The sequence below is a fragment of the Paenibacillus sp. H1-7 genome (genome assembly GCF_022354825.1).
Classification (GTDB): Bacteria; Bacillota; Bacilli; order Paenibacillales; family NBRC-103111; genus Paenibacillus_S.
Window position 1 is genome coordinate 7,061,664 of the sequence record NZ_CP031168.1, and the last position, 12,725, is coordinate 7,074,388.

Genomic DNA, 12,725 nt, shown 5'->3' on the forward strand with positions numbered 1-12,725 from the left:
CCTAACTGATGGACTTTAACATGGCGGGCACAGCGGGCACCGGTTCGCCGATCGGCAGACGAAGGACGATGGTCGTCCCTGCTCCGACCGTGCTGTATATATGCAGGCTCGCTTCCGAGCCGAATTGGAATTTGAGCATCCGATACACGTACTGCAGACCGATCCCCATGCCGGATTTGGCCCTATCCGGGGCCGTATAGCCGCTTAGCAGCCTATCGATCTCCTCCTGCGTCATGCCTTCTCCGTTGTCCTTCACCTCAATAATGACATGGGTGCTCCCGTCTTCAATCACGGCGACCTCGATAACCCCTTGCTCCTCCAAGCCGTGGTACAGCGCATTCTCGACGAGCGGCTGCAATATAAACCTCGGGACCGGCAGCTCCAGCGCCTTGGCGTCGGCATGGATTTTCACCTCGAACTGAACATGGTACCGGACTCCCTGCAGCTCGACATACTGCTTGAGCGCCTCGATTTCATCGGAGATGCGGGCCGGGCCGCCTTTACCCAGATTGTAATACAGCACCTTGTTCAGCATCGAGACGAGGCGGTCGATATCCTTCTGCCCGTTGGCGCGCGCGAGCCAGCGAACCGTATCCAGCGTATTGTGGATGAAATGCGGATTGATCTGCGTCATCAGCTTCTCCACCTCGAGCAGAGCTTTGCTCTTCTCCTTCTGCTCCACCTCATGGATCAGCTCGAAGATGCGCCTCCTCATGTCGGCGAACTCCCGGTAAATGACGGCAAATTCCGTAATGTTCGACTGTCTTGTCGTAAAATCATCGTGATTGTGCTTCACATTGCGAATATCCGCATTCAGCGCGTTAAGCGGCCGGTATACCGATCTCCAGATTAAGACGGCGAGCAAGCAGCTTGCCGCAAGCGTCAGAACGGCAAATAGCCCGAACTGTCCGATCCAACGGTTGATTTCCTGGTTATACACCGACTTGGGCACCGCCGCTACAACCTTCCATGTTTGGTTGCTTCTCTCCTCAAACAGGCGATATGCCCCGGACTCCCCTTCTATCGTCGCCTCATCCCGAAAGCTGCCTATAGGAAAATCGATCGTATTTTCGCTGTAGACCACCTTCCCTTTCGGATCGACAATGAGGTGGATCAGATTGCCGCCGAATTGATCGGAATCCTTCAGCACGCTCTCCGCCAATTTGAAGTTCGTTTCTATGTATACATACACATCGTCCCGGTCGGGCAGCTCGACCTTGCGCAGCGTAGAGAGCACCTGGTTTCCGTCAATCGGATTTAAGGAACGGTGCGGGCCGAAATAGACGATTTTGCCGAAATCGATCAGCACCGGCAGCCTCCTTATGTCGCTATCCTCGCGGACGTTGAAATTTTCGAACAGCCTCTGGTTGTCGTTAGCAAAATAGTAAAACATAAGCCCCAGCGTCGGATTCGTAAAATGAATCAAGCCCAGCTGGCTGCGGATTTCGTCGTTCAATCGTTTCTTTTCGTACAAATCGGCCGACAGGTAGGTTTCCAGGCTTTTCCCCACTCTCCCGTCAAAGGCAAGCTGCTGTGAGGTATGGTTTAACTGGCCCAGCATGTCCTCCAGCGATAAGCGCACCTGATGCAGGTTGCTTTTAATACCGCCCTCGGCTTTATTTTGCAGGATGGCGTACATGGAGAAATAAGAAATGCTCCCGATGAGGATGAGCGGGGTTAAAGAGCTGAGGATTAAAATGGCGATAAGCCTGTATTTCAATGAATACGGCTTGGAATAGGCACGTCGAAGTCGCAGCATGATCGTACCGCCTCGCTTTCCTGACGATTGTGGCATTTTGTTATAAAGCGCTTACATTACCTATATTATATTTGGAGAGCCCGATCCTGTTTCCTACAACTTTACATTATATCTTCGGTCAAAAATCGTTACAATCGATTCCTGTTAAATGAGTATTAAGTTTAGGTAAAGCGCTTAATCTTCGAACCAGATGGAAAAGGCCTGCAGCGGAATCTTCTGTCCGAGCAAGCCTTGATCTATATTATGCTTTGATACGTGCTTTGAAGCGATCGGACCTGCACTAACGGATTACCGTGGAAGCTGAATATGGAACTCGGTCCCTTTGCCCTCCTCGCTCTCCACATGGATGTGGCCGCCGTGCTCATGGATCGTTGTGAATACTTGAGTCAAGCCCATCCCGATCCCATCGTCCTTCGTTGTAAAAAAAGGGGTTCCCAGCAATCTGATTTTGGATGCCGGAATGCCCTTGCCCGTATCTCTTATTTTAATATGAATCATATCGTTTTTGTAAAAGTGCTCGATCGTAATCTCGCCTTTGCCGTCTATCGCTTCAATGGCGTTCTTGAACAAATTGAAAAACGCCTTCAACATTAAATTCCTCTTGCCTTTGATTTCCATATCGGTATCTTTGAAATGCTTGTTTACCGCAACCTTATACAGCTTCTCCTGGAACAGGAAAATGACCGACTCCAGCTCCGAGCACAGATTGATGGTCACATCCGGTTCGTCATTAAGATCAGGCTTGGATACTTGCAGCAAATTGTTCAACGTTTTGATAGCGTTATCGAGCTCTTCGACAATGATCGGAAGATAGGTGTGATGGATCTCTTTCTCGAGCAGTTGGACGAAGCCCTTGACGGCGGTCAACGGATTTCTTACTTCATGAGCGATACCTGCAGCCATTTGGCCGATCGCGGACAGCTTCTCCAGGTTGTGCAGCCTGCGCTCAGTCAGCTTCCGCTCCGTAATGTTTCTCACGATGATCTGTGTAAGCTTCTGGTTCTCCGACACATAAGGCGCCGCCAATATTTCGACGTCGATCAGTTCGCCGTCGCTCTTTACCATTCGCTGCTCCGTCAGCCCCGACACTTCGCCCTTCAGCACCATTTCAAGCTGTGCAGCCAAAAGCTCGTGGTGGTCTGGATGTAAGAAGCGGTAAAAGCTTTCGCCGATCACTTGCTCCGGATATTTAAAACCGAGCAAATCGAAGCCGGCCTGATTAATATAAATGACTTTATGGTCTTGAAGCACAAAACAGCTATCGAGGGAATATTTCACCAGCTGATAAAAGTCCAGATTGGATTTACCGAAGGTCAAAGAAATCAACTCCTGATTAGCAGTGGGGATAAGCTTCCTCTGCTGCAGTTCATGCTCTATCATATCCCGGAAATCGTTGCCCAATTGTTCATTGATGCATTTGGAATACAAGACGATCATCTCTTGGTCGCTGAATTTCTTAAGCATACCTTAACCCCGCTAACTAGCAATCTCAGTTCGTTTTATATTATATCATAATAAACTTTATAATGAGAGCTTACGACACTCTATTTATGGATTCGCTTACATTTTATATCAAACTTATTATTTACAACTGCCAAAATGGTACACAGACGGAAGCGCAGCCCATGTTTTACGCGTTTTTTCGGCAAATTGTGCTATACTACTACTATCGGGAAGGAGCGATTTGTCACATGGATCTTAGCCAAATGGAAGTCATACGAAGCTATCTGGATTCCTTGCAAGTAAAACTGATCACAGCCAATTATGCTCATAGGGTGCATAGACAATGGGGCAGACCGCTGCGCAAAGACGATTATTTCCGGTTTTATTACATTGTGGACGGCGAAGGCTGGGTGAGGGTGAACGATGAAGAATTTTACCCCGTTCCGGGACAGCTGATGCTGCTGCCGGCCGATACCCTTCTCACCTATTCCAATATTAGTCCCAACCGGTTCCTTAAGCATTGGTTTCATTTCTCCGCGAAAATAAACAACCTTCACCTGTCCCAGCTGATCCACTTCCCTTTTTGCATCTCGGTACAGGATACGGAATATATATCGGGGCTGTTCAAAAAGCTGATGGATGCCTACCTTTCGAGAACCGATTTGACGGCTCCGTTAAAAACAAGGATTTACCTGATGGAGATTCTCACCTACTATTTGGAGCATGCGCCTGCCGGTTCCGTCGGTCTTCTGAGCTCGTCCCCATCCCCGTCGAATCAAATTCTTCAATATATTGAAGACCATATTGCGGAACCGCTTACACTAGAAAAGCTGGCCGGCGTCTTTCATTACAACCCGAACTATTTTATCCGCTACTTCCGGACCATGTTCAAGATGTCGCCCATTCAATATATTAGCAAAGTACGGATCGAGAATGCGAAAAGGCTGCTTATCGATACGGATCGCTCCATTGAGCAGATCGCCAAAGATATCGGGTTGGACCGTTTTTATTTCTCCAAAATATTCAGGCAGTCTACTTCCCTCTCTCCAAGCAAGTACAGAGTGCTTCACCGAAACGAAAGCAGCATGGAAAAAGCCGACGGCTCCTAGTCAGGAACCGCCGGCTTTTTATCACCTTTGGCGATAAACCTACGAATATTAAGGCTTTACGTCATAAATTTTGTACAAGTCATCAAGCATCAGGTTGGCTGCTTTTACGCCCCCTGCCGTATTCCATGTTGTGTCGTTAACTTTGACCAGCTTGTTGTTTTTCACAACCTTGAGGTTTTTCCACAACGGATCGTTCATCCATTCTTGCTCTTGCTGAGTTCCTTTGCCGTCCCCGGTCTCATAAGTGAAGTAGAACACCCGATCTGCAGCGTCGAGCTCAGGCAAACGCTCTTTCGTAATGTCTTCGAACGCCTTCTCGTCGCTCTTCGGATCGGAGCGCGGGAAGCCGATCTGCTTGAAGATGACGCCGCTAAACATGTCGCCGTAGTAAAATCTTGTTTTGCCGCCCATAAAACGAACTACCGCTACTTTCTCCTTCAGCTTGTCGCCCGCTTTGCTCTTGAAATCTTCAATGCGCTTATCGAATGCTGCAATGACTTGCTCGCCTTCTTTTTTCTTGTTCAACGCGTCGGCGTACAGCTGGAAGTTGTTCTTCCATTCGCCGCGCAATGTCTCTGCAAATACCGTTGGAGCAATAGCCTTCAATTGGTCGTAAATTTTCTCGTGACGCATCTTGTTGCCGATGATCAGATCCGGCTTCAGCGAAGCGATCAATTCGAGGTTCGGCTGCGATTCTGTACCAACCGAGGTAACGCCTTGCATTTCGGCTTTGATGTGTTCAAACCAAGGCTTGCCTGTGAACGATTCTACAGCGCCGACTGGCTTAATGCCAAGCGCGAGCACGGCTTCTGTACCTTCGTTCGTCAAAATGATAACCTTCTGAGGCTTCGCAGGAACGTCGGTTTCGCCCATCGCGTGCTTGATTTTGCGAGGTGCATCGGCTGCCGGTGCGCCTGCATTCGTCTTCGAATCCGTGCCGGTGGAGCTTTGCTGAGGTGCTTGTTGGCCGCCTCCGCAAGCTGCCAAAAAGACGGACATCATTAAAATAACGGCGAGCAGCGCCGCTGATTTCACGGTTATGGATTTGTTTGGATACATTATGTCTATTGACCTCCCGATGAAATAAAATCTCTTTTGATAATGATTCTCATTAACAACGATAATAGTACTTGAAGCGTGACGTGTTGTCAATGAATTTTTCACTCTTTCCTGTTATTTCCTGCCGCCGGTACGATCTTTATGTTTGCCCGCTGCTGCAACGACAAAAAGACCCCTTACGGGGTCAAAATGGAGAAAAAACAAGATATCTGACTCAAACCGGATTAGTCGAACAGCGGTGTCGACAAATACCGTTCACCATTGTCCGGCATGATGATAACGATTCGTTTGCCTTTATTCTCGGGACGGCGGGCGATCTGCATTGCAGCAAAAGTCGCGGCGCCCGAGGAAATGCCTACGAGCAGACCTTCCGTCTTCGCCAGCTCCCGGGTTGTATGGAATGCGTCTGCATCCTTCACAGTTACGATCTCATCGATCACGGATGAATTGAGCACGCTTGGCACGAAGCCGGCGCCAAGTCCCTGAATCTGGTGAGGTCCCCGTTTGCCTCCGGACAGCACCGGGGAATCAGACGGCTCGACCGCTATGATTTGTACGGACGGCTTGCGCTGCTTCAAGATTTCTCCGACGCCGGTAATCGTCCCGCCGGTTCCGACGCCGCTGACGAAAATATCCACGTTCCCGTCCGTATCGCGCCATATTTCTTCGGCGGTCGTCACGCGATGGATTTGCGGGTTGGACGGATTGTCGAATTGCTGCGGGATAAAGGAGTTCGGAATTTCTGCGGCAAGCTCCTCCGCCTTGCGCATCGCGCCGGACATCCCTTCCGTCGCCGGTGTGAGCACCAGCTCCGCTCCAAGCGCCTGCAAAATCTTCCTGCGCTCGATGCTGTACGATTCCGGCAGCGTGATGATCAGCTTGTAGCCTAGCGCTACGGCGGAGAAGGCGAGCCCGATCCCGGTATTGCCGCTGGTCGGCTCGATGATAGTGGCGCCCTTGGTGATGAGGCCGCGGTCTTCCGCATCTTTAATCATTGCATATCCGATCCGGTCCTTCACGGAGCCGGCAGGGTTGAAATACTCGAGCTTGGCAATCAAAGTCGCCTCGAGGCTGTGGAGCTCATTATATTTGGCAAGCTCCAGCAGAGGGGTATTTCCTATCAGATCGGTCAAATTTTTGGCTATATTAGTCATGCGCGAACCTCCGCTGTCTTTCATTAACTAGATAATTGCATACACAAAATCTTATCACCAAAAAGACAGAAAGTAAAATTGACCAATGGATAGAAAATAAAACCCGGGCGGACATACCCGGGTCTTCTTTGACATAGTTAAGGCTGCATTAGCTGCATCCTTACTTCTTTTTCTCGGCTTCGATCGCCTTCGTTGCCTCTTCATTCGCCTGCCGCAGCAAGGTGACGACGTCGTCGTTGCCCTTCTCGAATTCCTTGAAAGCCTTGTTTACTTGAGTCGTTACATGCGTTGTAAGTGGATTTAATGTCTCAGGCTGCGAAGGCTTTGTTTTGAATATCGCCTGAATGTTTTTGCCCTTCAGGATGGCTAGGTTTTTCCCGAAGTTATCCTTCAAGTCCTGGTCCGTCAACGGAGATAGCTTGCCGTCCTTGACCATCTCCATCTGCGCTTCTTTGGACAGCAAATAGGCGATAACCTGGAAAGCCTCCTCCTTATGCTTGCTCGTAGTGGAGATGGAGAAATTGTGGGAATCCGTTCCGCTTCCGATGCCCGGACTGTCTTTATGGCTCGGAAACGATGCCATATCCCAGTTCATCGGAGTTCCGTTCTTCTCCAAGTCCTCGAAGTAGCTTATATAATCGCGGTAAGCGAACATGGCTGTCGTCCGGTCTTTGAAAAACTGGTCGTTCCAGCTTTTCTTGCCCTCTTTCCACTCCGCTCCCGGCACCTTGTAAAAAGCTGCGGCCAGCTTGAAATGCGCTATCCATTTATCGTTCAGCAAATCGGATACGTCAGTCGTTCCTGGAGCAATGAAGCTATAGCCCGGATGTCCGTGACGGAACGTCTGAGGGTCCATCCCCTGGTACTGTACCCCGTCCGCTACACGGGTCAGCTTGCGGTGCAATTCAAGATACTCCTCCCACACCATGCCGTCCTTAGGATAAGGAACACCGAATTTATCGAAAATATCTTTGTTGTAGTAAGTGACATTCATGCTGTTGTCATAATGCGGAAGCGCATACAATTCACCGTTTGGAGCTTGCAGTTTAATCGCGTCGATCAAGGAGCTGTTGTATTTGCTCAGGTCTATGTTGTACTTTTTAACATAACTCGTTAAGTCTTCTACAAGACCCAGCTTGACATAAGAATTGCTGATCGAAGGGTTACTGGAGTAAATCATGTCCGGGAATTGGCCGGAAGCCAGCAAATCCTCGACGGTAGTCCCCTTCCCGCTCTTGATAATTTCCAGCGTCACGTTCGGAAATTTCTTTTTAACCGCTTCTAAAATATGCTTGTTTATAATAATTTCCGGTTCGGTAAACTGCTGAAACATCGTCAAGGTAACCGGCTCCGTAAACGGTTTGGGAGTTTGCTCGGCATCAGCCGGTGCGGATGCTTGCTTCGAGCTGCACCCTGCCATCAAAGTACTAAGAATTAATGCGGACACCAATACATGCTTTCTTTTGTTAATCATACGTTCCTCCGTTATCCGGCCTGCATAGCCAATGGATTAAAAATGTAGACGATTACAAGTTAGGTTAGCTGCCACTGCCGCTCCATGTCCTCATATTAACTTTTGTCATCGTGAAAGAGTATGGAGGATATCTCCCTTGAGTATGGAGAATATTAACTTCCCTAATAGGAAGCAGACAACAAAAATAGAACCCCTTCCGTTACCCGGCAAGAGGTTCTATGTCTTTTATGAGGTTGTTGTGACGTCCTTTGCTTTACGCGAAAGCATACGTCCGGTTCTCAGCTTCATATTCTCGATCATCTCATACACGATCGGAACGACCAGCAGCGTAAGCAGCGTTGAGGTGGTCAAGCCGCCGATAACAACGACCGCCAGCCCTTTGGAGATGATCGTTCCTTTGGACAGTCCGAGAGCAAGCGGCATCAGCGCGATGACCGTCGCCCCCGCCGTCATGATGATCGGACGAAGCCGTGTCTGGCCTGCCTCCAGCAAGGCGTCCCTGACCGAATGGCCCGCCTCCCGGAGCTGCTGCACCCGGTCTATTAGAACGATCGCGTTGGTCACTACGACGCCGATCAGCATCAGGAATCCGATCAACGAGGTCAGGTTGAGCGACTCGCCGGTCACAAGCAGCCCCAGCAGCCCTCCTATAGCGGCAAGCGGCAGCGAGAACAAGATCGCGAACGGCGCGCTCGCATTGCCGAAGGCAAGCACCATAATCAAATACACAATAAAGACCGAGACAGCCATGGCGAAGAACATGTTGCGGAATTCCTTGTCAATATCTTCCGCGGCGCCCTTCACTTCCGTATGAACCCCGTCCGGCAGCTCTATCGTTTCCAGCAGCTGCGCCACTTTGGCGCTGACGCCGCCCTTATCCTTGGAATCGATTTTGGCCGTAATCCGTACGAATTGCTCCTGATTATCTCGCGGAATCGAGGCCGGGCCTTCCACCTGACGCACCTTCGCTACTTCATTCAGCTTAATGACGCTCCCCGTCGGCGTATGGATCAAGAAGCTTCCGATCTTGTCGACGGAATTTTTGAAGCTGGTATCGAGCATGATCTTGGTTGAGAACGTCACGTTATCGAACTTCAAATCGCCAATTTTTTGCTCGGCCAGCCAGGCATACATCGACTCGATAATTTGGCCGGAGGACAAGCCGTACATCCGGGCCTTGTTCTGGTCGACCGCAATCTCCACTTCCTTCTTCGTCTCGCTCAGGCTGTCTTCCACATCGAGCAATTCGGGTATTTCCTTCATCTTCTCTTTCACCGCTTCGGCCGCCTTGATGAGCGAGTCCACGTCGTCGCCTCTCAGCATGTAGGAGAAGTCTACGCCGCTTCCTCCACCTCCTCCGCCGAGGCTGACCACGCTGCCTCTTACCTCGGTCCCTTTCGGCAGCATTTCGGTAAACTTCGCCTTCATATCATTAACGAGCGCCTTGGCGTCCGTCCCATCGGTTGCGGAAGCGTTAAAACGGAACCGGTAAGCAACCCGCTCGCTGCCTCCTCCCACCCCGATCAGCGACTGGATGTAGTCGAACGCCGGTGCTCCTGCACCGTTCTTTGTTTCACGCATCATCGCTTCGATGGCCTTAACGGTTTGATCCGTCGTCTCGAAAGAAGTATCCCGAGGTAAGGTGGCCGATAGCGAGATTTGCTTATCCGAGTTGCTGCTTGGCATGAATTCGAAGGCGAGGAACGGAACGGTGCCGGCAATCGCCAGAACAAAGGCCAAAAAAGCCAGCAGCATGCTCTTCTTCCGGTTGTTCAGCGACCATTGCAGCGCCTTCATGTAGCTTGCAGATACACGGCCGACCTGGTGCTCGTCGTGATGCTTGATTTTGCCCGAGCGCAGCACCAGCAGTTTGGCCAGCATCGGGATGACGGTTACGGCGACGATGAGCGACGACAGCAGCGCCGCCGACAGCGTGATGGCGAAGGGCCGGAACAAATCGCCGAGCTCGCCCCCGACGAAGGCAATTGGCGCAAATACTCCGACGGTCGTCAGCGTCGAGGACGTAATCGCGGAGGCCACCTGAGAGGTCGCCTTCAGAATCACCGATTCCCCACGCTCCTGGGTTTTGACCAGCTCGCTGTATATATTCTCGATAACGACGATGCTGTCGTCGACGACGCGGCCTACGGCAATCGCCATTCCGCCCAAGGTCATAATGTTGAGCGTAATGTCCAATGGAGCCATGATCAGCAGCGTAACGAGAATGGACAACGGAATGGAGACGAGCACGATTATGGTCATGCGCACGTTTCTGAGAAACACGAGAATCATGATGGAGGCCAAAATCGCCCCAAGCGCTCCTTCCTTAACCATTCCGCTGATCGATTCTTTTACGACATCGGCGTTCTTTTCGATCGATTTGAACGCGACGTTCGGATATGCCTTCTCCCACTGGGCTATTAAGGCATCCGCTTTATCGGCGAATTCCACCGAATTCGTCCCGCTCGTTTTGTACAATATGACGCCGATAGCCGGCTGCCCGTTCAGCCGGGAAAGGAATTTGGACTCCGTAATCGCTTCGACCTTGGCTACCTGATTGAGCAGCAGCGTTTGTCCGCCTGCCGTATTGATCTTGATATTCTCCAGGGTATAAATGCTGTTAATGTCACTCTTCACGCGAACCATTTGGTTGCTGCCGTCCATATCGACAGCACCGACAGGACTCGTACGCAAAGCCGATTGAATGGCTTGGGCCACCTCCGCCGGCATCAGCTGATAGCTGTTGATCGCGTTGCCGTCGATCTTGAGCGTCAGTACCGACTCCTGGTTCCCGATGGAATCGATGTGGTCCACACCCTTGATCGTCCTGAAGCCGGGCTCGAAGACATCCTTGTACAGTCTGTCGAGCTGCTGCTGGTTCATGTTGTCTTTTCCGTATACCGCGAGCGTATACTCCGGAATGGCTGCCATGCCGAATGTCATTACCTTCGGTCTTTCGGCACCTTGCGGAAGCTTCACGTTGGCGATCAGCGCCTCGACGTCGGCTTTGGCTTTATCCGTGTCCTGCCCGTGCTCCAGCTGAATTTCAATCGACGAGAAATTATCGCTGGAATTCGATTGCAAGCTCTTGATCCCGCCGAGACCCGCGACTGCTTTTTCCAACGGCTTGGTGATTTGCTCCAAAATATCTTTGGGAGGAGCTTGGTACTGAGTCTGGATTGCGACGTATGGAATGGAAATTTCCGGGAACAATTCCGCCTTCAGAATGGTAGCCGCATAGGTTCCCCCGCCGAATAACAGCAGGATCAGGATGAGAACGGCCGCTATGTTTTTCATGGAAAAGCGCGTCAATGAGTTCATTTTTATACTCCTTCAATAAGATTGCTAAGTATATAGACGACGCAATTTCCGTTACCCCTTCATTTTTCGTGGGATATTATGTAAAAACTCAGGCGTGTCCCGTGCTCGATTCGCTGTTCACGGTAACCGATCTGTTTCATGCCCCGGATCTGATCGAGCTATTCGGTCAAATCGTCCGCTCCCATAACCGGGAACCGGCCTATCGCAAGCATATCGAGCGCAGCCTTCTCTGCGCCTGGATATTGCAGTTTCATCAGTTAAAACAGCATCCGTACCCAGTTGCCCTCCGGATCCGCCACATTATCGATCAGATTGAAAGGAATCCTGCTTTTCCCTTGCTAAAAATGCAAAAAGCCTACTCTCTTCTATATAAGCAGCACCTTATTGCGTGACTGCTATTGCTGAGGAGTTAGGCTATACGTCTATCCATTATTTTTCCAGACAATTCTCCAGCTATTACAACGTGCCCCTTCCGCATTCCGCATGGGTATGGTTGAGAGGTGAACTATCGGCGGCTTCCTTCAAGTTGTTCCTTCCGACGGACAGCTTTGCTCTGGGTTAGCAGCAGGCGCTCGCTCCCGTATTCCTTACTTTTTCACGGCATGGAACGAGAGCCATTGCGGAATGGCAGCCAAAGGATTGATGTTCCAATCGCACAACGCATCCAGCTCCTCCTTGGACCTGGTATCAGCGACATCGCTTGATTCATCCACCCAAAACGAACCGTTCTCTGCATACATTTCTTCCAAATGCCGGATGGTTAACCCGGATGAGAGGGCAGCGTTCAATATGTCCTGCATACGCCATTTGTAAGTAGGGATATCTCCGAAAGGCCCTGTAGCGTCGTATGGCTTGATCACCTTCAAATTTCCCTCAGTTCTCATCCCGAAAGGACGCATAAAGGGATGAATGTCAAACATAATATACGAGCCGCCGCTCTTCAAAATCCTGTAGATTTGGGCGTACATCGCTTCCAAATCATTTATCCATACATGGACGCCATTCGATGTATATACGAAATCATAGTCGTTGCTTTTCACTTTGCTCAGTTTCATCGTGTCGTCGCATTCAAATTCAATTTCCCATCTTTGTTTGCGGGCAATTGCAGAGGCGTTCTCCACTTGTCTCTCCGATATGTCAACCGAGGTTACTTGGACGCCCATCAAATGAAACGCAAAGACAGCATGGTTGTCGCCGCTGGATGGAACGCAAATGCGTTTTCCCTGCAAATCCGGGAGCGCCTTTCTAATCAACTCATATGTCACTGGATGAAAAACCGATTCCGGCTGGTTTCTAATTTTGGAAATCGCCTCATCCGTTCTGTATTTTACATACCATGTGTCGGACCACTCATTCCAGCTGTCCTGAATGATACTCTTAGAATTCTCCATAGGATTCCCCCCCAT

At 50.3% G+C, this 12,725-nt stretch carries 8 protein-coding genes; 1 reads left to right on the plus strand and 7 read right to left on the minus strand.

The annotated features are described in order from the left end of the window. Position 1 precedes the first annotated feature (1 nt). On the minus strand, positions 2–1,759 hold the full coding sequence (locus tag DVH26_RS31020) for a sensor histidine kinase (protein ID WP_239629065.1): 1,758 nt from the start codon (positions 1,757–1,759) through the stop codon (positions 2–4). Positions 1,760–2,047: 288 nt separating this feature from the next. Next, entirely contained in the window at positions 2,048–3,223 is a 1,176-nt protein-coding gene (locus DVH26_RS31025) for an ATP-binding protein (RefSeq protein WP_239629068.1), read from the minus strand. A 227-nt stretch (positions 3,224–3,450) separates the two neighbouring features. On the opposite strand from DVH26_RS31025, the gene DVH26_RS31030 reads away from it, so the two are divergent. Continuing rightward, complete coding sequence (locus DVH26_RS31030) at positions 3,451–4,311, plus strand: helix-turn-helix transcriptional regulator (protein ID WP_239629070.1); 861 nt, start codon at positions 3,451–3,453, stop codon at positions 4,309–4,311. 48 nt (positions 4,312–4,359) lie between these two features. Here the strand turns inward: DVH26_RS31030 and DVH26_RS31035 are convergent, their stop codons facing one another. The 5 genes from DVH26_RS31035 to DVH26_RS31055 form a co-directional block, all read right to left on the minus strand. Next, positions 4,360–5,370 (minus strand): ABC transporter substrate-binding protein, encoded by a 1,011-nt coding sequence (locus DVH26_RS31035; protein WP_239629073.1) that lies wholly within the window; start codon positions 5,368–5,370, stop codon positions 4,360–4,362. Positions 5,371–5,594: 224 nt separating this feature from the next. Beyond that, positions 5,595–6,524 (minus strand): cysteine synthase A, encoded by a 930-nt coding sequence (cysK, locus tag DVH26_RS31040; RefSeq protein ID WP_239629076.1) that lies wholly within the window; start codon positions 6,522–6,524, stop codon positions 5,595–5,597. A 160-nt stretch (positions 6,525–6,684) separates the two neighbouring features. Beyond that, complete coding sequence (locus tag DVH26_RS31045) at positions 6,685–7,998, minus strand: ABC transporter substrate-binding protein (protein WP_239629078.1); 1,314 nt, start codon at positions 7,996–7,998, stop codon at positions 6,685–6,687. Between the two features lie 225 nt (positions 7,999–8,223). Continuing rightward, the gene (locus tag DVH26_RS31050; RefSeq protein WP_239629080.1) at positions 8,224–11,319 is read right to left on the minus strand and encodes an efflux RND transporter permease subunit; all 3,096 of its coding nucleotides are present in this window, start codon (positions 11,317–11,319) and stop codon (positions 8,224–8,226) included. A 587-nt stretch (positions 11,320–11,906) separates the two neighbouring features. Further along, on the minus strand, positions 11,907–12,710 hold the full coding sequence (locus tag DVH26_RS31055; protein WP_239629082.1) for a class I SAM-dependent methyltransferase: 804 nt from the start codon (positions 12,708–12,710) through the stop codon (positions 11,907–11,909). Positions 12,711–12,725 lie beyond the last annotated feature (15 nt).

What these genes read in the sequence shown, in the direction of transcription:
- DVH26_RS31055 (WP_239629082.1), bottom strand. Translation starts at nt 12,710, where the DNA reads ATGGAGAATTCTAAGAGTATCATTCAGGACAGCTGGAATGAGTGGTCC.
- DVH26_RS31050 (WP_239629080.1), bottom strand. Translation starts at nt 11,319, where the DNA reads ATGAACTCATTGACGCGCTTTTCCATGAAAAACATAGCGGCCGTTCTC.
- DVH26_RS31030 (WP_239629070.1), top strand. Translation starts at nt 3,451, where the DNA reads ATGGATCTTAGCCAAATGGAAGTCATACGAAGCTATCTGGATTCCTTG.
- cysK (WP_239629076.1), bottom strand. Translation starts at nt 6,524, where the DNA reads ATGACTAATATAGCCAAAAATTTGACCGATCTGATAGGAAATACCCCT.
- DVH26_RS31025 (WP_239629068.1), bottom strand. Translation starts at nt 3,223, where the DNA reads ATGCTTAAGAAATTCAGCGACCAAGAGATGATCGTCTTGTATTCCAAA.
- DVH26_RS31045 (WP_239629078.1), bottom strand. Translation starts at nt 7,998, where the DNA reads ATGATTAACAAAAGAAAGCATGTATTGGTGTCCGCATTAATTCTTAGT.
- DVH26_RS31035 (WP_239629073.1), bottom strand. Translation starts at nt 5,370, where the DNA reads ATGTATCCAAACAAATCCATAACCGTGAAATCAGCGGCGCTGCTCGCC.
- DVH26_RS31020 (WP_239629065.1), bottom strand. Translation starts at nt 1,759, where the DNA reads ATGCTGCGACTTCGACGTGCCTATTCCAAGCCGTATTCATTGAAATAC.